A 24590-nucleotide genomic window follows, 5' to 3' on the forward strand; every position below is an offset into this window, starting at 1 on the left:
CGCTGCCCCTTCTCAGAGCTATTCCCCTGATTTCTGCTGGTAGGCGTGTTTGGTGCGGCTGGGCGAATATCATCCCCAGAAGATCTTGACCGTCGGAAATGCCTGCTCATCGGCCCCGAGCCTCCAGCGTGCGCGGGACCCAGCCGAGGAAGCGGACGGCGAGTTCGGCGGAATCCCGGTTCGGCAGGTCGTGCCGCGCCCGGTGCAGCGCAGTGGCCAAGTAGGTGAAGAGCCCGAGCGGGTTGTCGCGGTACGCGAGCAGCAGCGCGAGCCGGGCCGACTGGCACGGCCAGGGTGCGCCGCAGGTGCGGCACCGGAACGCCGGACGGGTCGGCGTGTGCGCCCGGAACCGGGCATGGGGTCGCCAGATCGGGTCGCCACCCGCCGGGGCGGTCATACTCGTTGGCTCCGACGACTGCGGTCCGGCCGCCCCGGCACCGACTGCCCGGTGCGGCGGTTGGTCATCGATCGACTCGACGCGTTTCCGAGGGCGCGGCCGTTCGTCGGGCGGACGCGACCGGGGTGGGGGACCGGATCGGGCACCGGCGGCGGCATCCGGTACCGACTCGGCTCCGGATGTGGCGGCGGGGCGCCGGTGCCGGCGGACCGCGAGCCGGGCTGGCACCGTGGGCCGGGCCAGCGGCGTCCGCAGGCGCAGAAATACCACAGGAAGTACCACGCACGGCGATGCCGTACTCCTGATCGGTGGCGGCGAGACATTGATCTTTCCTTCCCTCGGGAATGGATGCGGGAAGCGACCGATTGCCGTCAGGCGCCTCCCGCGCAGTTCCGCCCGGCGCCTTTCTGCTGCGAGCGGTTCCGCTGAATCCACCCTGGACTGTGCGGCCCCGGCCCGGAAAGATGCGGGAGGGGTAACTCTCAGTAGTAAGGATTCGACCGAGCGAAGTAAGGACGTGTAGAAATGAGCAACCGACATGACTAGCTCGCTGGCCCGGATAGTGCGGCACTTCCGATCGGCCAAGGGTCTGACGCAGGATCAGGCGGCCAGTGCGATCAAGGTCTCCGGATCGTTGATCGCCGCCTTCGAAACCGATCGCCGCATCCCCAAGCCGGACACCGCACGGCGCCTGGACGGACTCTTCGGCACGGGTGACCTTGTCGAGAGGCTCGCGTCGGACGCCCGCAAGGGCTACGCCCCGGACTGGTTCCGCTCGTTTGATGAGTACGAACGCGAAGCGCTGGCGTTGCGTAAATATGAACCGCTCTACATTCCTGGGCTGCTGCAAACCGAGGCGTACGCCCGGGCGGTGCTGGCGGCCGGCCTACTCGACGCGGAGAAGGCCGAGGAGTTGCTGACCGTCAGGTTTGAGCGGCAGGACGCCATCCTAAATGGACCCCGCCCACCGTTGACGACCTTCGTGATGGACGAGGCAGCACTGCTGCGCGGTGATCCGGGCATTATGAAGGAACAACTTCGACACCTGCTTGACCTGGGGGCGCGCCCTCGGGTCTCGCTGCACGTCGTGCCGCTCGCCGCCGGACTGTATGTCGGGCAGAGCGGTCCATTCACCCTGGCATCGTTGGAAGACGGCACGGACGTGGGATTCATGGAGGACCAGTTGGCCGGCAGGGTGATCACCGATCCCGAGCAGGTGGCCGCGCTGACTCGGGTCTGGGACGGGGTACGCTCGGTGGCACTTCCCCGGAACCTGACCCACGATGCGATCTCGAAGCTGGTGAACGGATATGACCGCTAGCAATGTCGAATGGCGGAAGTCGTCGCGTTCGAACTCCAACGGCGGCGACTGCGTGGAGGTCGCGGGTGAGCTGGCGCCGGGTGTGGTCGGGGTGCGGGACAGCAAGGATCGGCAGGGGCCGGTGCTGACCTTCGGGTCCTCGGCCTGGCGGGCCTTCGTCCGGGGTGTCGCCGCGCGCTGACGATCGGCCTGCCGGGATGACCGGACCGCCGGACGACGACTAGACCGCGACGCTGCGCCGCAGGCGGATGGGCGCGGGACTGCTCTTCACCGATCCGGCCGGTCGGGTGCTGTTGGTCGAGCCGACCGGCCGGGGAGGGCTGTCGGGGCCCGGTTACTGGCGGGTATCGTTCGGATATCCGGGGCGCGGGGCCGCCGGGGACGAGTGCCGGGGAGGGCCGCGGTGACCAGTGAGCCGTCGTTCGACGCATACCTGCTGCCAGAGGAGCACGAGGCGGTCCGGGAAGCCGTCCGGGAGGTCTGCGACGCCAAGGTCGCGCCGAACGCGGCCGAGGCGGACGAGACCGGCGAGTTCCCGAAGGCGTCGTACGAGGCGCTGCGGGCCGCCGACTTCCACGCCCCGCACATCCCCGAGGAGTACGGCGGGGCCGGTGCCGACGCGCTGGCCACCGCGATCGTGATCGAGGAGGTGGCCCGGGCCTGTGCCGCCTCCTCGTTGATCCCGGCCGTGAACAAGCTCGGCACCATGCCGCTGTTGCTGGCCGCCTCCGAGGCACTGAAGCGGCGCTACCTGCCGCCGGTGGCCCGGGGCGAGGCGATGTTCTCGTACTGCCTCTCCGAGCCGGAGGCGGGCAGCGACGCCGCCTCGATGACCACCCGGGCGGTCCGGGACGGCGACCACTACGTGCTCAACGGCGTCAAGCGGTGGATCACCAACGCAGGGGTGTCGGAGTACTACACCGTCTTCGCGGTGACCGATCCGGCGGCCCGCTCGCGGGGCATCTCCGCCTTCGTCGTGGAGAAGTCGGATCCCGGGGTCAGCTTCGGGGCGCCGGAGAAGAAGCTCGGCATCAAGGGTTCGCCGACCCGCGAGGTCTACCTCGACAACGTACGGATCCCGGCGGACCGCATGATCGGCGAACCGGGTACCGGGTTCGGCACCGCGATGCGCACCCTGGACCACACCCGGGTCACCATCGCCGCCCAGGCGCTCGGGATCGCCCAGGGCGCGCTGGACTACGCCAAGGGGTACGTGCGGGAGCGCAAGCAGTTCGGCAAGGCGGTCGCCGAGTTCCAGGGCGTCCAGTTCATGCTCGCCGACATGGGGATGAAGCTGGAGGCGGCCCGGCAGTTGACCTACGCCGCGGCCGGGAAGTCGGAGCGCGGCGACGCCGACCTGACCTACTTCGGTGCCGCCGCGAAGTGCTTCGCCTCGGACGCCGCGATGGAGATCACCACTGACGCGGTGCAGCTGCTCGGCGGGTACGGCTACACCCGGGACTACCCGGTCGAGCGGATGATGCGGGACGCCAAGATCACCCAGATCTACGAGGGCACCAACCAGGTCCAGCGGATCGTGATGGCCCGGCAGCTCCTCAAGGACTGACCCGCGGGTGCCGGCGCGGGCGGCGGGCACGCCGGGGCCGCGCAACGCTGACCGGCGTGGATGGCCTGCGGATAGGATGGCCGGGTGAGTGCGGAGGCGTTCGGCAGGGCCCTGCCCGCCGTCGTCACGCTCGACGACCTGGCGGCCATGAACGCTGCTGACCAGCACGGCCATCGGTATGAGCTGAGCCCCGAGGGAGCCCTGTCGATCATGCCGCCGCCCGATTCCGAGCATGCCGCGATCGCTAGCCGTCTCCTCGTCTGGCTCGCCATGGCGGGCTGGCCGGCGGAGCAGGTGCTACAGGCCACCGGCATCCGGATCCCCGGTCCCGACGGCGACGGCGGCCGGATTCCGGACCTTACGGTCTGGGCCCGGCCGCAGTCACGGAGTGTCTGGCTGAACCTCGCCGACCTGGTTCTCGTGATCGAGATCGTGGCACCCGGTTCGGCGGTTATGGACGAGGTCGTGAAGCGCCGCGAGTACGCGCAGGCGGGAATCCGGCGGTACTGGATGGTCGAGCGGGACGCGGCGCAGACGGTCACGCTGCACGTCCTCGGCCCGGATCGGGCGTACGAGGTGGCGGCGAAGATGCCGCTGGACTGGCTGTTGCAGACCGACCCGGCCGACCACCAGATCGGCGGCTGATCCGTCGGCCGGCTTCGTCAGCGGTTGCCGAGGCGGCGGGTCACCCCGTCCGCATCGTCGTCGTCCGGGCCGCCGGTGAACTGTGTGGTCTCGTCCGGGCCCGCGCTGACCTGGGTGGGTTCGTCCGACCGCCCGCTGAACTGGGTGGTCTCGTCGCCGGCCGGCTGGCCGGACCGGGGTGCCGGGGCCGGCGGCGTCAGCGGGCTGAAGACGGGCGGCGCCGGCGGTGCCGAGGGCGTCTGCTGGGTCGGCCCGGCGGGACCGTAGTTCGGCGGGACGGCGGGGCCGAGGTTCGGCGGCGCGGACTGGGCGTAGCTCGGGGTGACCGAGGGACCGTAGTTCGGCGGGTACCCGGGCGGACCGGGTGGGAACTGACCCGGCGGGAACTGACCCGGCGGGAACTGCCCACCGGGCGGCGTCGCGGGGGTCGACGGGAACTGCTGGCCGGGCGGTGCTGGATAGGGCGGGAAGCCGGGCTGGCCGCTGGAGCCGCCGGGGAGGCGGGCCGCCACGCGGGGCGAACGCCAGCGCTGCGGCACGAAGACGGTGGCGCCGAGCAGCACGGCGATCAGCGTGGCGAAGGCCCCGGCCGGTGCGGTGAGCGCGTATCTGACGCCGAGGAAGGATCGGGGCAGCAGGTCGATCATCGACCCGTAGTCGATCAGGGACCACAGCGCCATGATCATGAAGAACAGGCCGGCGACCGCCGTGCCGATCGGGGACCACCGGGGTAGCAAGAGCGCGGCGAGCAGTCCGGCGACGACCGCGATCACGACGAACCCGAGGATCGTGTCCCCGGTCTCCAACCGGGCCATTCCACTGCTGAACCGGACCAACCCGACCCCGGACAGCACCCAGATGACCGGCGCACTGAGCAGCCCGAATACCAGCGATCCAAGGTGTCGCACCGCAACCTCCTCAGCCAGCCCCTGCCTCACGGCACCGTACTCGCACCGGGCAACCCAGGCTCGCGTGTCGGGCCGGGGCGGGTCGACCGAACGACCCGCCCCGGCGCAGTCAGCTTGTCGGGCTGCCGGCCGCGTCGTCGCGCTTCGCCGTGGTCCGGGGCGGTGCCGACCACGGCGAGCCGCCGTCCCGACGCGGCAGCGGCGGCAGCGGTTCGGTGTCCGGCTCCGGGTAACCCAGGTTCGGCGGCTTGACGTCGCTGTCCGGCGGATTGTTCAGCAGGGACCAGTCGGTCGGGGTCGGCTCCTCCACATGGGATGAGGTCGGCGCGGGAGTGACGGCGGCGGCCGGGCAGGGCCAGCGACGCCAGCGCTGGATGCTGAAGGTGGCCATCAGCAGCAGCACTCCGATCAGGAACGTCGTCCCGTTCTCCAGCACCTGCACCAACGGCAGCGGGTCGTTGAAGACCTCCCAGCTCGCCGGCACCGCGTCCCGCACGGTGAAGGGGTCGACGAACAGCCCGACGTACGGGGCTACCAGCAGCAGGCCGGCGGCGAGTGGACCGGCCGGGGAGAGCCGCAGCGTGCCGAGCAGCCCGAGCAGGATGCCCGCGACTCCGAGGTAGACGGCCCCCTGGATCAGGTTGGCCGTGTTGAAGGTACCGACTTCCACCCAGCGGGTGACGGTGCGGGCGGACCCGTCCTGACCGAGCGCGATCATCGCCCAGGTCAGTGGCGCCGCCACCACTCCGGCGAGGAAGCTCCAGAGATGTCGCATCCGCGCACCGTACCGCCTCGGAGGCCGTCGAGCAGCCTGCCCGGGCGCGTCCGACATCGATCTTGCTGACTGTCACCGTGAGGTGACCGGGGTGACCCGGGTAACCGGCGTCACCATCGGAGGTGGTGGTACGGCCGGTCGCCGTACCGTTGCCGCATGACCGAGCAGTCCTCGTCGCCGCCGGCCGGCAAGCCGACCTCGTACTCCCGGGTGACGCTGAGCCGGATCATGACGGCGGTCGACGTCAACCTCTACGGCACGGTGCACGGCGGCGTGCTGATGAAGTTCGTCGACGACGTGGCCGGGGCGTCGGCGGCCCGGCACTCGGGTGGTACGGCGGTGACCGCCGCGATCGACGAGATCGTCTTCGCCGAGCCGGTCCGGGTCGGTGACCTGGTGCACGCACACGCCCAGGTCAACTGGACCGGGCAGACCTCGATGGAGGTGGGGGTCCGGGTGGTCGCGGAGCGCTGGGACAGCGCCGACGACGCCGCGCTCGTGGTGGCCACCGCCTATCTGGTCTTCGTCGGGGTGGACGTGGCCGGCAACCCCCGCCCGGTCCGTCCGGTGTTGCCCGAGACGCCCGAGGACGAACGCCGGTTCCGCGAGGCGGAGATCCGCCGGGCGCACCGGCTGGCCAAGCGCAAGGCGATCCAGGCGCACCGGGGCGCCGCCGATCCCTCCGTCGCCGGCTGAGCCATCCGGCACCCGCACCCGGCGGTCCATCGACACCCGCACGCGGGGGCGGCCCACCGGCAGCCGCACCCGGCGCGGGCCCACATGAGCCGGGATCGGGACATGTGGGCCGGGCACGCGTACCGGTGCCGGCTTCCGGGCGGAGAATGGCGGGTCGGGGTACGGCAGTATGGCGACCGGGCCCGGCACACCGGCGTGCGGGGCCGTAGGGAGGAGCAGGACCATGGTTGGCGAGGTGCTCTGGACGCCGCCACCGCCCGGCGACGACCGGTCCCGGATCGGCGACTACCTGCGCTGGCTGCGCCGGCACCGGGGCCTGGACTTCGACGACTACGCCGCGCTGTGGCGCTGGTCGGTCACCGACCTCGACGGCTTCTGGCGTTCGATCTGGGACTATTTCGAGGTCCGGGCGTACACCGAGCCGACCGCGACGCTGCGCGACGTCGGCATGCCCGGCACCCGCTGGTTTCCCGGGGCCACCCTCAACTACGCCGAGCACGTACTCCGGATGCCCGGGATGGCCGACGACGAGCCGGCGGTGATCGCGCACAGCCAGACCCGCGCCCCGGTCACGCTGACCGTCGCCGAACTGCGCGAGCAGGTACGCCGGGTCCGGGCCGGACTGGTCCGGCTGGGGATCGGCCCCGGCGACCGGGTGGCGGCGTACGCCCCCAACATTCCCGAGACGTTCGTGCTGATGCTCGCCACCGCCAGCATCGGGGCCGTCTTCTCCTCCTGCGCCCCGGAGTTCGGCACCCGTAGCGTGCTCGACCGCTGGCGGCAGATCGCCCCGACCGTGCTGGTGGCGGTCGACGGCTACCGGTACGGCGACCGGCCCGTCGACCGCCGCGCCGAGTTGGCGACGATCCGGGCCGAGCTGCCGTCGGTCGTACACACGGTGGTGCTGCCCTATCTGGAGCCGGAGGCCGCGCCGCCGGACGCCGCGCTGAGCTGGGCGGATCTGGCGGCCGGGACCGACGAGCCGCTGACCTTCACGGCGGTCCCCTTCGACCACCCGCTCTACGTGCTCTACTCCTCCGGCACCACCGGGCTGCCGAAGCCGATCGTGCACGGGCACGGCGGCATCCTGCTGGAACACCTGAAGATGCTGGCGCTGCACCACGACCTCGGCCCCGGCGACCGGTTCTTCTGGTTCACCACCACCGGCTGGATGATGTGGAACTTCCTGGTCTCAGGGCCGGCGGTGGGGGCGGCGATCGTGCTCTTCGACGGCAACCCGGCGGTCCGGGCCGAGCCGGGCCGCCCGGCCGAGCCCGACCTGGGCACGCTCTGGCGGCTGGCCGCCGAGACCGGCACCACCTACTTCGGCACCTCGGCGCCGTTCCTGCTGGCCTGTCGCAAGGCCGGGCTGCACCCGGCCGGGCTGGCGGACCTCTCCGCCGTGCGCGGGGTCGGTTCGACCGGTGCGCCGCTGCCGGCCGAGGGCTTCCGCTGGGTGTACGACGAGGTCGGCGCCGACCTGCGGCTCGACTCGATCTCCGGCGGCACCGACGTCTGCACCGGGTTCGTCGGCGGCGTCCCACTGCTGCCGGTACGCGCCGGTGAGATCACCTGTCGCTGCCTCGGCGCCCGGGTGGAGGCCCGTTCGGCCGACGGTTCCCCGGTGCTCGACCAGCTCGGCGAGTTGGTGATCACCGCACCGATGCCGAGCATGCCGGTCGGGTTCTGGAACGACCCGGACGGCCGCCGATACCGGGAGGCGTACTTCGACGTCTATCCCGGGGTGTGGCGGCACGGGGACTGGATCACCGTGACCGAGCGGGGCAGTTGTGTGATCACCGGCCGCTCCGACGCCACCCTCAACCGGGGCGGCGTACGCCTGGGCACCGCCGAGTTCTATTCCGTGGTGGAGGGGCTGCCGGAGGTGACGGACTCGCTGGTGGTGCACCTGGAGGACGACGAGGGCGGGGCGGGCGAGCTGCTGCTCTTCGTCGTACTCGCCGAGGGGTCGGAGCTGGGCCCGGAGCTGATCGCCCGGATCAACCGGGAGCTGCGCACCGGGCTCTCACCCCGGCACGTACCGGACGAGATCCACCAGGTCGGCGCGGTGCCGAGGACGCTCTCGGCGAAGAAGCTGGAGGTACCGGTGAAGAAGATCCTCACCGGCGCCGCGGTGGACTCGGCCGCCGCCACCGGCGCGCTGGCCAACCCGGAGTCGCTGGTCGCCTTCGAGCGGCTCGCCCGACAGCGGACCGTCCGGCCCGGGACGGTGTGACGTCGGTTACATCAACCGAACCGTTACCTTCTCCGCCGTCGCCCGGTCGGCCAGCCGGTCCGGGTCGAGGTTTCCGCAGAGCACCGTACTGGCCCCGGCGGCCAGCGGAGCGAGCAGCCAGTCCACCGGGTCCGGGTGCCGGGCCGCGTCGACCAGCACCCGGTCGCCGGCCCCGATCCCCAGCTCGGCGGCGCGCTGGGCCGCCAGGTCAGCCAGTACCGGGTCCTGCGGTCCGGCCGCCGGGTACGGCGTGAAGTGGTCGCCGTGCCCGCGTACCTCCAGCACGTAGTCGGCCCAGCTGGTCGGCAGGTCGCGTACCGGGGCGGCGAGCGGGGCGAGCGCGAGGACGTACCGGTCACCCGCCGGCCAGGCCGTCGCCTCGCCGACCCGGTCGACGGCGGCGAAGAGCACGTCGACCGGCCGCGGATCCGACTCGCCGGGCCGGGCGCCGGCGACGGCGGACCCGACCGACCAGCACCCGAGCAGCACGGCGGCGGTCTGCCAGTGTGGCGGCAGCAGCACCCCGACGGGATCGGCCGGAGCCACCCCGGCCGAGTCGACCAGCAGGTTGGCCGTCTTCGCCACCCAGTTGGCCAGGGTCGCCCCGGAAAGTTCGGTCCGGTCCCCGGACGCGTCGTCGTACCAGGTCAGCAGCGGTCGGGTCGGGTCGGCGGCGATGGCGGCGGCGAACAGCCCGGAAATGTTCTCGGTCATCGCCCGCGACGATACCGACCCGGCGGGCCGGTCACGGCGGGCTCCGGCCCGGGCCGCGGTGCTGGTCCGACCGTCGGGCTCGCACCCACGGTGACGGTCTCGTCGTGAGCTCGTCCGGGTCGCCCGTCGGGTAGTTGTCTGAGTCATCGGAAAGACAGTTGCCCGACGGGTCGCAGTCGACGCGCCGGGGGCGGCGCGGCGTAGGCTTGGCGAAGTGTTGTTCCCTACATCACATTTCAGTCGAGGAGTTGCCCAGTGACCGCCGGTCGCCCGCCCCGCGTGCTCATTGACGCCACCAGCGTCCCCGCTGACCGGGGCGGCGTTGGCAGATACGTCGACGGCCTGCTCGGCGCCCTGGGCAAGGTGATCGGGCCGAACCTGGAACTCGCCGTGGTCGGACTGCGCACCGACGTCGAGCGATACTCTCGGATGCTGCCGGCGGCCGAGGTGATCCCGGCACCGGCGGCGGTGGCGCACCGGCCCGCCCGGCTGGCGTGGGAGCAGACCGGCCTTCCGCTGCTGGCCCAGCAGGTCGGCGCGCACGTGCTGCACGCGCCGTTCTACACCTGTCCGCTCCGGGCCGGCTGTCCGGTGACGGTCACCGTGCACGACGCGACCTTCTTCACCGAGCCGGAGCACTACGACAAGTCGCGCCGAACCTTCTTCCGCAGCGCGATAAAGACCTCGCTGCGCCGGGCCGATCGGGTGATCGTGCCGAGCAAGGCGACCCGGGACGAGCTGATTCGGCTGCTGGACGCCGATCCGACCCGGATCGACGTGGCCTACCACGGGGTCGACCAGGCGGCGTTCCACGCGCCGAGCGACGAGGAGAAGGCCCGGGTGCGTGCCCGGCTCGGCCTGGGTGGGCACAGCTACGTGGCGTTCCTCGGCTCGAAGGAGCCGCGCAAGAACGTGCCGAACCTGATCCGGGGCTGGGTGCTGGCGGTCAAGGACCGGCCGGAGCCGCCCGCCCTGGTGATCGCCGGTGGTCAGGGCCACGACGACGACATCGACCAGGCCGTCGCCGACGTGCCGGCGCACCTGCGGCTGCTCCGCCCCGGCTACCTGCGCTACGCCGACCTGCCGGGCTTCCTCGGCGGTGCGCTGGTCGCCGCCTACCCGTCGTACGGCGAGGGCTTCGGGCTGCCGATCCTGGAGGCGATGGCCTGCGCCGCTCCGGTGCTCACCACCCCGCGTCTGTCGCTGCCGGAGGTGGGCGGCGACGCGGTCGCCTACACCAGCGAGGATCCGCAGCAGATCGCGACCGACCTCGGCGCGCTGCTGGACGACGAGGCGCGGCGGCTCTCGCTGGCCAAGGCGGGCTTCGACCGGGCCAAGGAGTTCACCTGGGAGTCCAGCGCCGAGGTGCACCTGGCGGCCTGGGGCCGAGCCCGCACATGACGGTCCGTGGTGTGCCGGCGGGCGGTGTCGACGCGGCCGTCGTGCCCGGATCCGCCGTGACGGTCAGCGATGTGACGGTGAGTGACGTGGTGGTCTCGGGCGGAATTCGGGTGTTATCAGACGGTGTGTGCGTCCCGCCCCGGACCTCTCGGGCATGATGTGGCGATGTTCTACGCCGTGATTCCGGCCGGCGGCAGTGGCACCCGTCTGTGGCCACTCTCGCGTGCCGGCCGCCCCAAGTTCCTCCTTCCGCTGACCGGCTCGGACGAGTCGCTGCTCCAGGCGACCGTACGCCGGGTGCGCCCACTCGCCGGCCCGGAGAACACCTACGTGGTCACCGGTGCCGCCCACGCGGTCGCGGTGGCCCGGCAACTGTCCGACGTACCGGAGGAGAACGTCCTGGTCGAACCCTCCCGCCGGGACTCGTGCGCGGCGATCGGGCTGGCGGCGGCGATCATCGCGCGTCGGGATCCGGACGCGGTGATGGGCGCCTTCTCCGCCGACCACGTGGTCGGCGACCAGACCCGCTTCCTGGAGGTGCTCGGCGCCGCGATCGCGACCGCGCAGGACGGGCTGATGGTCGCGGTCGGCATCACGCCGACCCACCCCGAGACCGGCTACGGATATCTGGAGTCGGGCGAGCCGATCGGCGATGGTCCGGCCCGGCAGGTCGTCCGGTTCAAGGAGAAACCGGAGTACGACCTCGCGGTCAAGTACGTCGAGTCCGGCCGCTTCTACTGGAACGCCTCGATGTTCGTCTGGCGGGTCGACGTCTTCCTCGGCGAGCTGGCCCGGCAGCGGCCGGAGCTGCACGCCGGGCTGACCGAGATCGCCGCGGCCTGGGGCACCCCGGAGGAGGCGGCGGTGCTGGACCGGGTCTGGCCGGGGCTGTCCAAGATCTCGGTGGACTTCGCCGTGATGGAGGGGGCGGCGGAGCGTGGCCTGGTCGCCACCGTGCCGGCCGACTTCCGCTGGAACGACGTCGGCGACTTCCACACCCTGGGCGAGGCGCTGACCGGCGACGACGACAGCAACGTGGTGCTCCGGGAGGGTCCCGACGGCACGCCCCCGGCCGGCCGGGTCGTGCTCCGGGACACCGAACGCACGGTGGTGGTGACCCAGTCCGACCGGCTGGTGGTGACCCTCGGGGTCCGGGACACCGTGGTGGTCGACATGCCGGACGCGCTCTTCGTCTGCGACCGGTCGAGGGCCCAGGAGGTCAAGGAGATCGTCGCCGCGCTGGAGGCGGAGGAGGCGCACCCGTACCTGTAGCGCTCACCGGGTCGGCGCGACCTCCACGGCGGCGCCGGGCACCGGGTGCGGACGGCTCCGCCGGTAGGCCGCGAGCGCCGGTGCCACCAGTTGGGCGGTGGCGCCGGCCAGCGGCTCGGGAAGCGCGTCCGGCGCGAACCAGCCGAGTTCCACCGACTCGGCGCTGACCCGTTCGACCGCGCCGGCCGGGGCGACCGCGGCGAAGCGTACGTCGTGGTGCAGCGAGTCGCCCTGGCAGGAGACCTGGTGGATGTCGAGGTCGATCGGGGTCGGGTCGAGCCGGAGTCCGGAGATGCCGGACTCCTCGGTCGCCTCCCGCAGCGCCGCCCCGGCCAGTGTCCGGTCGACCGGCTCGCAGTGCCCGCCGAGCTGCACCCAGCGGCGGAACCGGCCGTGCAGGCAGAGCAGCACCCGGCTGCCGGTGGCGTCCAGCACCAGGGCGCTGGCGGTGACGTGGCCGGCCCGGTACGCCCGGGTCAGCGCCGCCGGGCCGCCCTCGTCGAGCAGTCGCAGGGTCCGGTCCAGGGCGTCGGCCGCCTCGGCGGTGGGCGGCTGCCAGCGGGTGAGCAGGGCCAACGTGTCGGCGTAGAGGGCATCAGGCACAGCGCCACCCTAGTGCCAGGCTCGTACCATGATCGGTATGACCTGCCTTTCGCGTACCGTCGAACTGGCGGTCGCCGGCAACGAGGCGAGCGATCTGCTACCGGTACGCGCGCCCGAGGTGCTCGCCGCGTACGCCGCCCGGCGGGGGTTCTGGACCGTACTCGACGAGGGGCCGGTCGAAAACTGCCTGGCCCTGCTGCTGGAGCGGTACGACGGCGGTTGGCTTACCGCGCACGTGCCGATGGACGCCGGTGCCGAGAACGGCCGCACCGAGGACGGCGAGGCGCTGGCCAGGCACGACGGCTGGATCTACGTCTTCGGCTCGCACTTCGGTTCCAAGCGGGGGCCGTTGCGCCCCCGTCGCGCCTTCGTGGCCCGGTTCCGGGAGGCCGAGGCCGCCACTGTGCTGCCCCGGCTGCACGTGGTACGCAACCAGTTCCGGCTGCACCGGGCGGTGAACGACGCGCTGCTGGCCGCCGGGATCGGCGTACTGCCGGCGGGGGAGCAGGTGCGGCACCTCTTCATCGCGGCGACCCGGGCCCGCGGCACCGCCCGGGCGAAAGGCTGGGTCGACCGGCTCACCGACGACGACCTGCCGGTCAACGTGGAGGCGGCGGCCTTCACCCCGGTCGGCACCGTGCTGCTCGGGCTGCGGTTCCCGGTGACCGGCCGGGGCGAGCCGATCTTCGTGGAGCTGGCGGAGGTGGCCGGGATGTTCGACCGGCGGAGCTGGCCCCGGGTCGTCGGGGCGTACGCCCTGACCGGGGTGACCCGGCAAGGCGAGCTGACCGGCTTCCGGGCGCTGTCGGCCCGGGGTGACGGCGGGTACGACGCGGTGGTCGGCTCGATCGACGCGTTGGGTAAGCGCTCGGTGCTGCTCGACGACCACCCGACCGGCGGTGACGTGACCAGCCGGCACGTGCGGTTCCGCTGGCCGGTCGATCCGGCCGGATCCACGGTGGTCGGTGAACCGGTGGCGGACCTCGCTCCGCTGCACAACGTGGAAGGGCTGTCCGAACTGGACGGTGCGTACTATTACGTGACCGACGAGGACCACCGGATCGCGCTGCTGATCGCGTCGGGACGGGAGGGCTGAGTCCGTCGACAGGGGCGGCGTGGAAGCGACAGCCCGGACGGACCCCTCCGCGGACGCCCGTCCGCGAACCCTCGTGGCGACCGTCCGGGTGCCGCGTTCCTCTCCTGCCCCCGGTGTACCGCGGGGCCACCCGGCGTCCAGGACGCCGGTGACCCCGGTATCGGCCTAGTGAGCATGCCCGCCGGCTTCGCCGACCGTCGAGGTATTTCAGCCCATGCTGAAAGACGCTGATGGATGGCCCCCGGTAGAGTGCGACTGGTTGCCGGGCCACCCCATCCGGCGATCCGGGGAGTGCGTGCCATGCTGCGAATCCTCTTCTCCGGCGAGGACATCGCCCGGACCCGGGTCGCCCCGGCCGCCGACCAGGTCTGGGAGTTGGTCCTCAGCCTGCACCTGTTGCAGGGGCGGAGCCGGGTTCCGATGATGGCGGGCTGGCGGCGGGGCGTCTTCGCGAGGCTTCGCCGGGACACCGTACCGGGGCAGTTGCGGCTGCTGCTCGCCCTCAACCCGCCCCGCGGCTACTTCCCCGACTTCCTGACCCCCTACCACAGCACGTACGGCCTGGCGGCGGGGCTGGACGCCGTACGCTCCACTCCGGTCGACTCGCTGGAGCGCGACCTGACCGTACTGGCCGGGGAGAGCCCGCTGCCGCTGCCCAGTACGGCCAGCGCCCTGGCCCGGGGTGACATCGAGGTGCTGGAGCACCTTACCGACTCGATGCGGCTCTACCAGGCGACCGCGATCGAGCCGTACTGGGAGCGGATCCAGGCGGCCGTGGAGGCGGACCGGGCGCGGCGGGCCCGGGCCCTGCTCGACGGCGGGACCGAGGGGCTGCTGGCCAGCCTCCGCCCGGCGATGCGCTGGGACGCGGGGGTACTGGAGGTGCCGGAGTATCCGGCCGACCGGGAACTGCACCTCGACGGGCGTGGTCTGCTGTTGGTGCCGTCGTTCTTCTGCGCCCGCGTCCCGGTGACCCTGCTCGACCCCGAGCTGCCGCCGGTGCTGGTCTATCCCGTGGACCGGTTGGGTGGGCTGACGCCGGCACCGGGCGAGGGCGCCGGGCCGGTGCCGGCGACCGCTGCGGAGGAGAGCCGAACGGCGCTGGCCGCGCTGATCGGCAGGACCCGGGCCCGGGTACTGGAGGTGGTCGGTGACGGCTGCTCGACCGGCGAGGTGGCCCGCCGGCTGAACATCTCGGCGGCGGCCGCGAGCCAACACACCACGGTGTTGCGCAACGCCGGACTGCTGGTGAGCCACCGGGACCGCAACACCGTGCTGCACAGCCTGACCCCACTGGGCCGGGCGATCCTGACCGGCTGACCTTGCTGCCGGTAGGAATGGAGCCCGGTCTGGCCGTATCGCGGATGACTCCGGTCGGGGTGCTCAGCGCCCGGTCCCGGGGCCGCCCGACGCGGCGCTGACCAGCAGGGCCGCTCCGATCTCACCGGCGGGCGCCGGCAGTACGGCGGAGCCGAGGCCCTCGGCGGCGAGCGCGGCCCGCAGCCGGTGCAGGTCGGCGCCGAACCGGATCAGCACCGCGGGATCGCCGCCGGCCGGGCCGGGTGGCGGCCCGTCAAGGCCGGGTGGCGTACCGTCGAGCAGGATGCTGCCGTCGTGGGCGGCGCCCGCCTCGCCGAGCCGGTCGCGTAGCCGCCGTTCGTCGGTGACCGGCGTCCAGACCGTGCCGGACGCGACGGATCCGGCCACCGCGCGCAGCGCCCGGTCGACTGCCGCCCGGTCGACTGCCGTCCGGTCCAGGCCGGTGTCGGCACCGTCTGACGGCGCCGGCACGACGGCCCGGACCACGGCCGGGACGACGGCCGGGACCGGTCCGTCGGCCGTCGACTCGGCCATGGTGGCGGCGGCGCGCAGCCCGTCGGCCCGCGCCTCGGCGGTACCGAGCGCGAACAGGTCGTGCTCGGCGTCCCGGACCAGGGCCGCCGCGCCGAGCCCGTCGTCCGGGTCGGCGGCGCCGAGATAGCCGCGGATCACCGCGACCGGCACCTGGTCACACTTCCCCTTGACCAGCTCACCCGCGCCGGCCAACTCGTCGACCACGGCCATCTGGGTGATGTTGAGCTTGTTGCCGTACGGGTCGACCTCGCCCCGGTGGTCGCGGATCGCCGGCATCCCGGCGACCCCGAGCGCGACGTCGGTGAGGCCGTTGCGCCACGGCCGGCCCATGGTGTCCGAGATGATCACCGCCACGTCGGCGCCGTGCCGCTGGCGGATCGCGGCCCGCAGCGCCCGGGCGGAGGCGTCCGGATCCTTCGGCAGCAGCACCAGCCGGGAGCGGTCCACGTTGGAGGCGTCGATCCCGGCGGAGGCCATCACGAAGCCATGATGGGTCTGGACGATCCGGGTGGTGCCACGCCGGGCCACCGGGCGGGCGGTCTCGCCGGCCAGCACCTCCGCACGGGCCGCCTCCCGCTCCGGCCCGTCGACCGGTACGTCGACCAGCCGGCCCTCCGCCTTGGAAACGATCTTGCTGGTAACCACCAGCACGTCGCCGTCGCGTAGCCAGGGCGCGGCCGTCGCGATCAGATCCGACAGGTCGTCGCCCTCGGTGACGTCGCCGATGCCGAGCACCGGCAGCACCTCAAGTCTCATCCCAGCTCCACGGCGGTCCGGGCCATGGTCGCGGTCGTCGCCTCGTCGGTCATCCAGAGCGGAGCCGCCCGCACGGTCACCCCCTCGATCTCGGTACCGGCGTCGGTCTCGTCCACCAGCCAGGCATCCAGGATGCCACCGGCCGACCGGGCCCCGTAGAGCCCACCCACCCCGGCCGCGGTGCAGGGCACCCCGAGCACCGCCAGGCAGCGGTCGGCCATCCCGCGTACCGGAGCGCCGCCGATGATCGGCGACACCCCGACCACCGGCGCGGAACCGGCGACCAACGCGTCCCGCAGTTCGGGTACGGCGAGCACCGGTGCGATGCTCACCACCGGGTTGCTCGGGGCGAGCAGTACCACGTCGGCTCCGGCCAGCGCGTCGAGCACCCCGACCGCCGGCTTGGCCGCCTCCGCGCCGACGAAGACGAACCGGGAGGTGGGCAGCTCGCCACGGTGGCGTACCCACCACTCCTGGAAGTGGATCGCCCGCTGGGCGTCCGGGGTCTCTCCGTCCGGGTCGCGCACCACCACGTGGGTCTCCAGACGGTCGTCGGTGGCGGGCAGCAGTCGTACCCCGGGCTGCCAGCGGGCGCAGAGCGCCTCGGTGACCGCCGAGAGGGGATAGCCGGCGTTCAGCATGGTGGTCCGGACCAGGTGGGTCGCCACGTCCCGGTCACCGAGGCCGAACCAGGTCGGCTCCGCGCCGTACGCGGCGAGTTCCTCGCGGATGGTCCAGGTCTCGCCGGCCCGGCCCCAACCCCGTTCGCGGTCCGCGCCGCCGCCGAGGGTGTACATGACGCTGTCCAGGTCGGGGCAGATCCTCAGGCCGTGCAGGACGACGTCGTCGCCGACGTTGACCACCGCGGTCACCTCGGCGCCGATCTCACGGGCGTACGCGCGGACGCCGGTGAGGAATCGGGCACCGCCGATGCCCCCGGTCAACACCACGATGCGCATGGCTTCCATCCTCACCCATCGACCGGGGACAGGCGGTAAGCGGGCCGGCCGACTAGGCTCAGGCGACGAGTTCGCCACCGCCTGAGGGGGAGAGTTGACCAGCCAGCCCGGACCCGCGCCGAGCGACGCGCCGCAGGCCAGTTCAGTAACCAAACCGCTGCGCGAGCTGATCGCGTTGGTACTCCTCGGGGCGAACGCCTTCTTCCTGTTCAGTGGCCTGATCGAGCTGTTCTTCGGCGGCTGGGAGGGCTCCGACTTCGGCGACCGCTCGCTGAGTTCCTTCTACGCGTTCGTGGGCCTGGAGCAGGTGGCGCTGCCGGTGCTCGCGGTGCTGCTCGCCACCCACGTCCAGCCGGTGGTCGGGCAGGCTCGGACGATCACCCTGGTGGCACTCGTCGAGTACGCCTTCTCCGTGCTGTTCGGTGGGCTCACCCTGCTCGCCGGGATCTTCGGGCTGCTCGCCGAGACCCAGTTCCGGCAGGCGTTCACCCGGACGCTGGTCTTCGTCGGCGCGTACCTGATCCTGCTGGTGGCGGCCTTCCTGGTCTTCCGGGTGTGGCGGGCGCTCTTCCACGTGTCGAAGCCGAAGCCGCAGCCCGGTCTCTACGGCCAGCCCCAGCCGTACGGCCAGCCCGGCGGTTACCCCCAGCCCGGCACGTACGGCCAGCCCGGCAGCCACGGCCAGCCGGGTGCTCCCTACCAGGGGTACCCGCCGGCCGGTCCGGCCGAGCCGCACGTCTACGGCCAGCCGACCGGCTACGGCCAGCCGACGGGTTACGGCCAGTCGACGGGCTACGGCCAGCCGACCGGCTACCAGCCCGGGTACGCCCCGCCGGTGCCGTCCTCCGCCCCGCCGTCCTCGGCCCCGCCGTCCTCGACGCCACCGTTCTCGGCCCCGCCGTCCTCGGCCCCGCCCGTGCAGTCGTCGGCCCCGCCCGCGACCTCCGTGCCGCCGGCGCCGCGCGCCGAGTCGTCCACCCCCTCGGTCGGTGCGGTCCCGTCGGTCGGCGACACCCCGTCCGGTAGCACGGGGGAGCCGGACGAGGAGGAGAGCGGGCGGACCCAGGTGATACCGCAGCGGCCGGCGGTCGCCGACCGTACCCAGCGGATCAACCCGGCCAGTCAGCAGCCGTCGGCGGGCGCCCAGCCACCGCCGGCCGACCGGGACGACGATCCGACCCAGCCACACTGAGACCGACCGCGGCGGTTGCCGTCCCGGCCGCGCTGGCCCCGGCCGGGACGGCAGCAGAGTTGCCTGGTGACGCCGTGGGCGGCGGTCTGTGACAGTTGCCACGCCGGTTCCGCCGTCGGCGCGGGTCCCGGCGGGCGCGGCCCCACCGGCGTTGCGCCTAGGCTGCACGGGTGGCTGATGGGACTGACCAACCGACGGTCGCGAGTCTGCGCCGGGCGCTGCGCCGGGTGGGCGACGGCCGGGCCCTCGACCAGGACGAGGCGACCGCGCTGCTCGCCGCGCGTGGCGAGTACCTCGACGAACTGCTCGCGACCGCCGGTCGGATCCGGGACGCCGGACTCGCCGACGCCGGCCGGCCCGGCGTCGTCACCTTCTCCAAGAAGGTTTTCGTCCCGCTGACCCGGCTCTGCCGGGACCGCTGCCACTACTGCACCTTCGCCACCGTGCCGCACCGGCTGCCCGCCGCCTACCTGGAGCGGGACGAGGTGCTGGCGATCGCGGCGGCCGGGGCCGCGCAGGGCTGCAAGGAGGCCCTGTTTACCCTCGGCGACCGGCCCGAGGAGCGCTGGCCGCAGGCCCGGCAGTGGCTCACCGAGCGGGGCTTCGACTCGACCCTGGACTACCTGCGGGCCTGTGCGATCGCGGTACTGGAGGAGACCGGCCTGCTACCGCACCTCAACCCTGGTGTGCTCTCCTGGGCCGAGCTGCAACGGCTCAAGCCGGTGGCGCCGAGCATGGGGATGATGCTGGAGACCACCGCCACCCGGCTCTGGTCCTCCCCGGGCGGGCCACACTACGGTTCGCCGGACAAGGAGCCGGCGGTCCGGCTGCGGGTGCTGGCCGACGCCGGCCGGGTCGCCGTCCCGTTCACCACCGGCATCCTGATCGGGATCGGCGAGACACCCGCCGAGCGGGTGGACTCGCTCTTCGCGATTCGGCGCAGTGCCCGGGAGTACGGTCACATCCAGGAAGTGATCGTGCAGAACTTCCGGGCCAAGCCGGACACCGCGATGCGCGGCATGCCCGACGCCGAGCTGCACGAGCTGGCCGCCACCGTGGCGGTGGCCCGGATCCTGCTCGGGCCGGGCGCCCGGATCCAGGCGCCGCCGAACCTGATCGAGGGGGAGTACGACCTGCTGCTGCGGGCCGGCATCGACGACTGGGGCGGTGTGTCGCCGGTGACCCCGGACCATGTCAACCCGGAGCGCCCCTGGCCGCTCCTGGACGAACTGGCGGCGCGTACCGCCGCCGCCGGGTTCACCCTGCGGGAGCGGTTGACCGTCTACCCCGAGTACGTGAGGCGGGCCGACCCGTGGCTTGATCCCCGGCTCGCCGCGCACGTCGCCGCGCTCGCCGACCCGGCGACCGGGCTGGCGGTCGAGTCGGCCCGGCCGGTCGGCCGCGCCTGGCAGGAGCCGGACGACGCCTTCGTACCGGGCGGCCGTACCGACCTGCACTCCACGATCGACACCACCGGCCGGAGCGCCGACCGGCGCGGCGACTTCGACTCCGTCTACGGCGACTGGGCGGCGGTGCAGGCCCGGGTGCCGACTCCCGCGTCCGGCGCGCCCGTTGGCCGCACCGCGTCCGCCGCCGAGGCGGCCACGGCGGCCGATCCCGAACTGCGGGCCGGGCTGCGGCTGGCCGCCGCCGATCCGGCCGCGCTGCTGGAGCCCCGACACGAGGCGGCGGCGCTGGCCCTGTTCGCCGCCGACGGGGCGGCCCTGGACGAGCTGTGCCGGATCGCCGACGACGTACGCCGGGACGCCGTCGGCGACGACGTGACGTACGTGGTGAACCGCAACATCAACTTCTCCAACGTCTGCTACGTGGGCTGCCGGTTCTGCGCGTTCGCCCAGCGGGAGCGGGACGCCGACGCGTACCGGCTCTCGGTGGATCAGGTCGCCGACCGGGCCGAGCAGGCGTGGACGGCCGGCGCCACCGAGGTCTGCATGCAGGGCGGCATCGACCCGAAGCTGCCGGTCACCGCTTACGCCGATCTGGTGCGGGCGATCAAGGCCCGGGTGCCGGGCATGCACGTGCACGCGTACTCGCCGATGGAGATCGTCACCGGGGCGGCCAAGGCCGGGGTGTCGGTGCGGGAGTGGCTGACCGAGTTGCGCGACGCGGGGCTGGACACCATCCCGGGCACCGCCGCGGAGATCCTCGACGACGAGGTGCGCTGGGTGCTCACCAAGGGCAAACTGCCGGCCGCCACCTGGGTCGAGGTGGTCGGCACCGCACACGAGCTGGGCATCCGATCCAGCTCCACGATGATGTACGGCCACGTCGACCACCCCCGGCAGTGGCTGGGCCACTTCCGGGTACTGGCCGGGCTGCAGGACCGGACCGGCGGGTTCACCGAGTTCGTGGCGCTGCCGTTCGTGCACACCAACGCGCCGATCTACCTCGCCGGCATCGCCCGGCCCGGTCCCACCTGGCGGGAGAATCGCGTGGTGCACGCGATGGCCCGGCTGCTGCTGCACGGCCGGATCGGCAACATCCAGTGCTCCTGGGTCAAGCTGGGTGACTCCGGCAGCGCCGAACTGCTCCGGAGCGGCTGCAACGATCTCGGCGGCACGCTGATGGAGGAGACGATCTCCCGGATGGCCGGTTCCGACCACGGCTCGGCGCGTACCGTGGCCCAGCTGACGCGGATCGCGGCCGCCGCCGGCCGGCGGGCCCGGCCCCGGACGACCGTCTACGGGTACGCCGGCTGACCCCCCGCCCGGCCGTCCACTCCGGTGCCTTCGACAGGGCGCGCCGGGCGCGCCACGCCGGATATCCGACGCAACTCGCCGTGCGGGCGTTACCCGCACCGGGTCTGAATCGATAGGGCAGGTGTTGCGAGACCCGATGACTTCACGGTCGTCCGGGCACGCGGTAGGGGTGACTCCACCTAGCAGGTTCGGCTTGACGACGCACGCATAACACACGTGTAATTTCAGTGGGGTCGTTCGTACGGAGCGCATCAAATCGCTACCGGACGGACAAACACGCCTTCCGCGTGGGGGGTTGCGCCGGCTGCCGCGCCGGTGCGCGATAAGGAGGCAACTGGATGGACGGCCGACTCGAGGTGGCCGACCTGCTCGGGAATGCTCCGGAGTGGCAAGAGCGGGCGCTCTGCTCACAGACCGATCCGGAGGCGTTCTTTCCCGAAAAGGGCGGCTCGACCCGCGAGGCGAAGCGGATCTGCTCCCGGTGTGAGGTCAAGGCCGAGTGTCTGGAATACGCACTCGGGCACGACGAACGGTTCGGCATCTGGGGCGGGTTGTCGGAACGCGAACGGCGCAAGTTGAAGCGTCGCGTCGCCTGAGCGGCCGAGCCCGGGTGGTGGGGGCCGCCCGGGTCAGGCCAGCTCGTCGGGGTCGACGCCGAGCAGGTTCGCGACCTGCTCGATGATCACGTCGTGTACCAGGTCGGCGAGATCCTCGCGGTCGATCGCGCGGAACTCCAGCGGACGGCGGTAGAGCACGATCCGGGGCGGCACCTCCTGCCGCCCGGGGCGCCCGGGCAGCAGCCGGGCCAGCGGCACCTCGCCGTCCTCGAGTACGTCCGAGTCGTAGACGTTCAGGTCCGGCGGTACGTCCTCGACCGCGAACTCGACACCGGCCAGCTCCTTGGCGAATCGCCGCTCCAGGGTCTCCACGGTGTCCAGGACCAGGTCGTCGAAGATCTCCGACTTGGTCCGGGCCAGCGGGACGGTGGCCGGAACGAGCCGACCGCGCAGCCCACGCCCGTGCCGGTCCCGGCGCGACCGGCGCCCGGATCCCGGCCGGCGGTTCTCCGGACTGGTCATTCGCACCCCGCTTCACTCATCGTGGACGCCCGCCCACGACGACAGGGTAGACCTGGTCCGATCAAGATCGGCTCGGGGATTCGGTCGTGTCGGACGGGGCCGTCCGGGATGTGATCACCACTACCGGCGTGTCGCAGGCCCAAGCGTGGTGGCGGAGCCGGTAAGGGAGATACCGTGCCGCCGTGAGGTCACCACGGCGTTGCTCCCGCAACGGCTGCCCCCGACAGGCCGTAGCCACGCTGACCTATGTCTACAACGAGTCGACGGCCGTGGTGGGCCCGCTGGCGGCCTTCGCCGAGCCGCACACCTACGACCTGTGCGAGCCGCACGCCCGGAGCCTGACCGCACCTCGCGGCTGGGACGTGGTCCGGCACGAGGGCGAGTTCGAGCCGCCGCCGCCGACCACCGACGATCTGGTGGCGCTCGCCGAGGCGGTACGCGAGGCGGCTCGCCCGGCACCACCCCGCCCGGACGAGATCGAGGGTGATCAGCAGCCCGGCCAGCAGACCGGACGGCGCGGCCACCTCCGGGTCATCCCGCCCAGCTACTGACCCCGGATTCCCCCCGGCCGCCCCCCCGCCACCACCTCACGCGGCCCCACCCGCCCCCGACGTCCCGGCGCCCCACCCGCCCCCGACGTCCCGCCCCCGACGTCCCGGCGCGCCAAGATTCTTGACGACCTGTGGTCAGCTCCACGCCATAGTTCGTCAAGAATCTTGAGCCACCCCGATCCGACCTATCGAAAGGCCGCCCGGCGGACGTTCCCTGGCACACCGGACTGGCCGGGCCGTTCGTGCTGGCCCGGCTCGACGACGACTCGAGTTGGCGGACAACCTGCCCGGCCGGGTGCTGGTGCGGGACAGCAAGGACCGCGACGGTGCCAGGCTGAGCCTCGGCCCGGCTGCGTGGCGCGCGTTCGTCGGGCTGGCCAAGCGCGGCTGACGCGTCGTACCCGCATTCGAAGACCCCGAGCGGCGCGGAGCCGCCGGAAACGCCCCTGTGCCCGGCCGGCGCGGGGGCGATGCCGTGCCCGACGGTGAGCGGCCGAGCGGCATCCCGAGCGGGCGGCCGTGCGGTCGCATGTCAGGATCTTCACCTGATCGGATCTCCCGCGACGCCTCCGGCCAGCGGGCCGACCCACCGCACCCGTCACTGTCGGCACGACCGGAGGAGCCGCCCCATGCCCGACCGCCCGCGCCCACCACACCCGCTGCCCGGGCTGGCCGGACGGAGGCTGCTACCCCGGCGGGCGGTGCTGCGCGGCGTGGCCGGCTCGGCGGCGCTGCTGGCGTCGACCACGCTGGCCGGCTGCGGCACTCCTGGCGTCCGGCAGACCGAGTCGAGCTGCGTCAGCGAGGACCTCTCCGGCACCGAGAAGACGCTGGTCTTCTCCAACTGGCCACAGTATCTGGACGTGGCGGAGGGCGACGAGACGAGGCGGCCGACCCTGGAGGCGTTCGAGCGGCGCTCCGGCATCCAGGTCAGGTACACCGAGGACATCAACGACAACAACGAGTTCTTCGGCAAGATCCGTAACCAGCTCGCGGCCTGCGAGCCGATCGGCCGGGACATCATCGTACTCAGCGACTGGATGGCGGCCCGGGTCATCAACCTCGGCTGGGTGCAGCGGCTCGACGCCGCCCGGCTGCCGAACATCGGCCGCAACCTGCTGACCTCGCTGCGGAACCGCCCCTACGACCCCGACAACGTGCTCGCCATCCCGTGGCAGTCCGGGCTGGCCGGGCTGGCCTACAACGGCCGGGTCACCGGCGAGCTGCGTACCGTCGACGAGCTGCTGAACCGGCCGGACCTGAAGGGCCGGGTGACCGCGCTGGCAGAGATGCGGGACACCATGGGGCTGCTGCTCTGCGCCGGTGGGCACGACCCGGCCAACTTCACCCCGGCCCAGTTCGACGAGGCGCTGGAGAAGCTGCGCCGGGCGGTACGCGACGGCCAGATCCGCCGGTTCACCGGCAACGACTACGCCGCCGAACTGGCCCGGGGTGACATCGCGGCCTGCGTCGCCTGGTCCGGCGACGTCATCCAGCTCGCCGCCTCCGACGCCCGGATCCGGTTCGTCGCCCCGGACTCCGGGGTGATGCTCTACTCCGACAACATGCTGGTGCCGAACCGGGCGACCCACCGGGCCAACGCCGAGGCGCTGATGGACTACTACTACGAGCCGGCGGTGGCGGCCCGGCTCGCCGCGTACGTCAACTACATCTGTCCGGTGCAGGGCGCGCAGGCCGAGATGGAGAAGATCGATCCCGAGCTGGCGACGAACCCGCTGATCTTCCCGGATGCGGCGCTGCTTGCCCGGTCGAGGGTCTTCATGGCCCTGGACGAGGCCCGGGAACGCGAGTACGAGTCGAAGTTTGCGCAGGTCATCGGGGGTTGAC

At 72.5% G+C, this 24590-nt stretch carries 23 protein-coding genes and 1 pseudogene; 16 read left to right on the forward strand and 8 right to left on the reverse strand.

Translation table 11 applies throughout. The features are described from left to right. Positions 1 to 106: 106 nt before the first annotated feature. The gene (locus EV371_RS12205; protein ID WP_207230463.1) at positions 107 to 397 is read right to left on the reverse strand and encodes a flavin reductase; all 291 of its coding nucleotides are present in this window, start codon (positions 395 to 397) and stop codon (positions 107 to 109) included. A 538-nt stretch (positions 398 to 935) separates the two neighbouring features. Here EV371_RS12205 and EV371_RS12210 point away from each other — a divergent pair. From EV371_RS12210 to EV371_RS12230, 4 genes are all read left to right on the forward strand, one after another. Beyond that, the gene (locus tag EV371_RS12210) at positions 936 to 1718 is read left to right on the forward strand and encodes a Scr1 family TA system antitoxin-like transcriptional regulator (protein WP_130462143.1); all 783 of its coding nucleotides are present in this window, start codon (positions 936 to 938) and stop codon (positions 1716 to 1718) included. Beyond that, on the forward strand, positions 1708 to 1899 hold the full coding sequence (locus EV371_RS12215; protein ID WP_130462144.1) for a DUF397 domain-containing protein: 192 nt from the start codon (positions 1708 to 1710) through the stop codon (positions 1897 to 1899). The genes EV371_RS12210 and EV371_RS12215 overlap by 11 nt, the downstream gene beginning before the upstream one ends. A 222-nt stretch (positions 1900 to 2121) precedes the next feature. Beyond that, positions 2122 to 3285: an acyl-CoA dehydrogenase family protein gene (locus tag EV371_RS12225; RefSeq protein WP_130462145.1), complete on the forward strand. Its 1164-nt coding sequence runs from the start codon at positions 2122 to 2124 to the stop codon at positions 3283 to 3285. An 84-nt stretch (positions 3286 to 3369) separates the two neighbouring features. Further along, positions 3370 to 3930, forward strand: a complete 561-nt coding sequence (locus EV371_RS12230; RefSeq protein WP_130462146.1) for a Uma2 family endonuclease — start codon at positions 3370 to 3372, stop codon at positions 3928 to 3930. 17 nt (positions 3931 to 3947) lie between these two features. Here the strand turns inward: EV371_RS12230 and EV371_RS12235 are convergent, their stop codons facing one another. After that, positions 3948 to 4838, reverse strand: coding sequence for a hypothetical protein (locus tag EV371_RS12235; protein ID WP_130462147.1), 891 nt, complete (start codon positions 4836 to 4838; stop codon positions 3948 to 3950). 109 nt (positions 4839 to 4947) lie between these two features. Further along, a complete protein-coding gene (locus EV371_RS12240; RefSeq protein WP_130462148.1) occupies positions 4948 to 5613 on the reverse strand; it encodes a hypothetical protein in 666 nt (221 codons plus the stop codon). A gap of 156 nt (positions 5614 to 5769) precedes the next feature. On the opposite strand from EV371_RS12240, the gene EV371_RS12245 reads away from it, so the two are divergent. Further along, entirely contained in the window at positions 5770 to 6309 is a 540-nt protein-coding gene (locus EV371_RS12245) for a hotdog domain-containing protein (protein ID WP_130462149.1), read from the forward strand. Between the two features lie 223 nt (positions 6310 to 6532). Beyond that, positions 6533 to 8545 (forward strand): acetoacetate--CoA ligase, encoded by a 2013-nt coding sequence (locus tag EV371_RS12250; protein ID WP_130462150.1) that lies wholly within the window; start codon positions 6533 to 6535, stop codon positions 8543 to 8545. A 6-nt stretch (positions 8546 to 8551) separates the two neighbouring features. Here EV371_RS12250 and EV371_RS12255 read toward each other — a convergent pair whose 3' ends face one another. Beyond that, positions 8552 to 9259, reverse strand: a complete 708-nt coding sequence (locus EV371_RS12255; protein ID WP_130462151.1) for a TIGR03089 family protein — start codon at positions 9257 to 9259, stop codon at positions 8552 to 8554. A 255-nt stretch (positions 9260 to 9514) separates the two neighbouring features. Here EV371_RS12255 and EV371_RS12260 point away from each other — a divergent pair, with 255 nt between their 5' ends. Both EV371_RS12260 and EV371_RS12265 read left to right on the forward strand, forming a co-directional pair. After that, positions 9515 to 10660: a glycosyltransferase gene (locus EV371_RS12260; protein ID WP_130462152.1), complete on the forward strand. Its 1146-nt coding sequence runs from the start codon at positions 9515 to 9517 to the stop codon at positions 10658 to 10660. Between the two features lie 165 nt (positions 10661 to 10825). Then, the gene (locus EV371_RS12265; protein ID WP_130462153.1) at positions 10826 to 11932 is read left to right on the forward strand and encodes a sugar phosphate nucleotidyltransferase; all 1107 of its coding nucleotides are present in this window, start codon (positions 10826 to 10828) and stop codon (positions 11930 to 11932) included. 3 nt (positions 11933 to 11935) lie between these two features. Here the strand turns inward: EV371_RS12265 and EV371_RS12270 are convergent, their stop codons facing one another. Next, a complete protein-coding gene (locus tag EV371_RS12270; protein ID WP_130462154.1) occupies positions 11936 to 12535 on the reverse strand; it encodes an NUDIX domain-containing protein in 600 nt (199 codons plus the stop codon). A 37-nt stretch (positions 12536 to 12572) separates the two neighbouring features. Here EV371_RS12270 and EV371_RS12275 point away from each other — a divergent pair, with 37 nt between their 5' ends. Next, positions 12573 to 13631 carry a glycoside hydrolase family 183 protein gene (locus EV371_RS12275; protein ID WP_130462155.1) on the forward strand — a complete coding sequence of 353 codons (1059 nt, stop codon included), beginning with the start codon at positions 12573 to 12575 and terminating at the stop codon, positions 13629 to 13631. A gap of 300 nt (positions 13632 to 13931) precedes the next feature. Further along, positions 13932 to 14951 carry a helix-turn-helix domain-containing protein gene (locus tag EV371_RS12280; RefSeq protein ID WP_130462156.1) on the forward strand — a complete coding sequence of 340 codons (1020 nt, stop codon included), beginning with the start codon at positions 13932 to 13934 and terminating at the stop codon, positions 14949 to 14951. A gap of 63 nt (positions 14952 to 15014) precedes the next feature. Here the strand turns inward: EV371_RS12280 and EV371_RS12285 are convergent, their stop codons facing one another. Further along, positions 15015 to 16241, reverse strand: a complete 1227-nt coding sequence (locus EV371_RS12285; protein WP_130462157.1) for a coenzyme F420-0:L-glutamate ligase — start codon at positions 16239 to 16241, stop codon at positions 15015 to 15017. Further along, complete coding sequence (gene cofD / locus EV371_RS12290) at positions 16238 to 17200, reverse strand: 2-phospho-L-lactate transferase (protein ID WP_130462158.1); 963 nt, start codon at positions 17198 to 17200, stop codon at positions 16238 to 16240. The genes EV371_RS12285 and cofD overlap by 4 nt, the downstream gene beginning before the upstream one ends. 94 nt (positions 17201 to 17294) lie before the next feature. On the opposite strand from cofD, the gene EV371_RS12295 reads away from it, so the two are divergent. The 3 genes from EV371_RS12295 to EV371_RS12305 all read left to right on the forward strand — a co-directional run bounded on the left by EV371_RS12295 (position 17295) and on the right by EV371_RS12305 (position 21708). After that, positions 17295 to 18392, forward strand: coding sequence for a hypothetical protein (locus EV371_RS12295; RefSeq protein ID WP_130462159.1), 1098 nt, complete (start codon positions 17295 to 17297; stop codon positions 18390 to 18392). Between the two features lie 170 nt (positions 18393 to 18562). After that, complete coding sequence (locus EV371_RS12300; protein WP_130462160.1) at positions 18563 to 21112, forward strand: bifunctional FO biosynthesis protein CofGH; 2550 nt, start codon at positions 18563 to 18565, stop codon at positions 21110 to 21112. Positions 21113 to 21450: 338 nt separating this feature from the next. Continuing rightward, positions 21451 to 21708: a WhiB family transcriptional regulator gene (locus EV371_RS12305; RefSeq protein ID WP_101367926.1), complete on the forward strand. Its 258-nt coding sequence runs from the start codon at positions 21451 to 21453 to the stop codon at positions 21706 to 21708. A 33-nt stretch (positions 21709 to 21741) separates the two neighbouring features. Here EV371_RS12305 and EV371_RS12310 read toward each other — a convergent pair whose 3' ends face one another. Beyond that, the gene (locus EV371_RS12310; protein ID WP_130462161.1) at positions 21742 to 22191 is read right to left on the reverse strand and encodes a metallopeptidase family protein; all 450 of its coding nucleotides are present in this window, start codon (positions 22189 to 22191) and stop codon (positions 21742 to 21744) included. Between the two features lie 182 nt (positions 22192 to 22373). Here EV371_RS12310 and EV371_RS12315 point away from each other — a divergent pair, with 182 nt between their 5' ends. The 3 genes and pseudogenes from EV371_RS12315 to EV371_RS12325 all read left to right on the forward strand — a co-directional run bounded on the left by EV371_RS12315 (position 22374) and on the right by EV371_RS12325 (position 24589). Continuing rightward, positions 22374 to 22742 carry a DUF3499 domain-containing protein gene (locus EV371_RS12315; RefSeq protein ID WP_130462162.1) on the forward strand — a complete coding sequence of 123 codons (369 nt, stop codon included), beginning with the start codon at positions 22374 to 22376 and terminating at the stop codon, positions 22740 to 22742. Between the two features lie 265 nt (positions 22743 to 23007). Continuing rightward, a pseudogene (locus EV371_RS12320) lies at positions 23008 to 23133 on the forward strand (DUF397 domain-containing protein); the annotation flags it as partial. Positions 23134 to 23371: 238 nt separating this feature from the next. Then, complete coding sequence (locus EV371_RS12325) at positions 23372 to 24589, forward strand: polyamine ABC transporter substrate-binding protein (protein WP_130462164.1); 1218 nt, start codon at positions 23372 to 23374, stop codon at positions 24587 to 24589. The last annotated feature ends 1 nt before the right edge of the window (position 24590 follow it).

It is taken from the genome of Plantactinospora sp. CNZ321, assembly GCF_004217235.1.

Bases quoted from the DNA above. Each gene is read 5' to 3' on its own strand.
- EV371_RS12205 (WP_207230463.1), bottom strand. From the start codon at position 397: ATGACCGCCCCGGCGGGTGGCGACCCGATCTGGCGACCCCATGCCCGG.
- EV371_RS12210 (WP_130462143.1), top strand. From the start codon at position 936: ATGACTAGCTCGCTGGCCCGGATAGTGCGGCACTTCCGATCGGCCAAG.
- EV371_RS12215 (WP_130462144.1), top strand. From the start codon at position 1,708: ATGACCGCTAGCAATGTCGAATGGCGGAAGTCGTCGCGTTCGAACTCC.
- EV371_RS12240 (WP_130462148.1), bottom strand. From the start codon at position 5,613: ATGCGACATCTCTGGAGCTTCCTCGCCGGAGTGGTGGCGGCGCCACTG.
- EV371_RS12245 (WP_130462149.1), top strand. From the start codon at position 5,770: ATGACCGAGCAGTCCTCGTCGCCGCCGGCCGGCAAGCCGACCTCGTAC.
- EV371_RS12250 (WP_130462150.1), top strand. From the start codon at position 6,533: ATGGTTGGCGAGGTGCTCTGGACGCCGCCACCGCCCGGCGACGACCGG.
- EV371_RS12255 (WP_130462151.1), bottom strand. From the start codon at position 9,259: ATGACCGAGAACATTTCCGGGCTGTTCGCCGCCGCCATCGCCGCCGAC.
- EV371_RS12265 (WP_130462153.1), top strand. From the start codon at position 10,826: ATGTTCTACGCCGTGATTCCGGCCGGCGGCAGTGGCACCCGTCTGTGG.
- EV371_RS12275 (WP_130462155.1), top strand. From the start codon at position 12,573: ATGACCTGCCTTTCGCGTACCGTCGAACTGGCGGTCGCCGGCAACGAG.
- EV371_RS12280 (WP_130462156.1), top strand. From the start codon at position 13,932: ATGCTGCGAATCCTCTTCTCCGGCGAGGACATCGCCCGGACCCGGGTC.
- EV371_RS12285 (WP_130462157.1), bottom strand. From the start codon at position 16,241: ATGAGACTTGAGGTGCTGCCGGTGCTCGGCATCGGCGACGTCACCGAG.
- cofD (WP_130462158.1), bottom strand. From the start codon at position 17,200: ATGCGCATCGTGGTGTTGACCGGGGGCATCGGCGGTGCCCGATTCCTC.
- EV371_RS12305 (WP_101367926.1), top strand. From the start codon at position 21,451: ATGGACGGCCGACTCGAGGTGGCCGACCTGCTCGGGAATGCTCCGGAG.
- EV371_RS12310 (WP_130462161.1), bottom strand. From the start codon at position 22,191: ATGACCAGTCCGGAGAACCGCCGGCCGGGATCCGGGCGCCGGTCGCGC.
- EV371_RS12325 (WP_130462164.1), top strand. From the start codon at position 23,372: ATGCCCGACCGCCCGCGCCCACCACACCCGCTGCCCGGGCTGGCCGGA.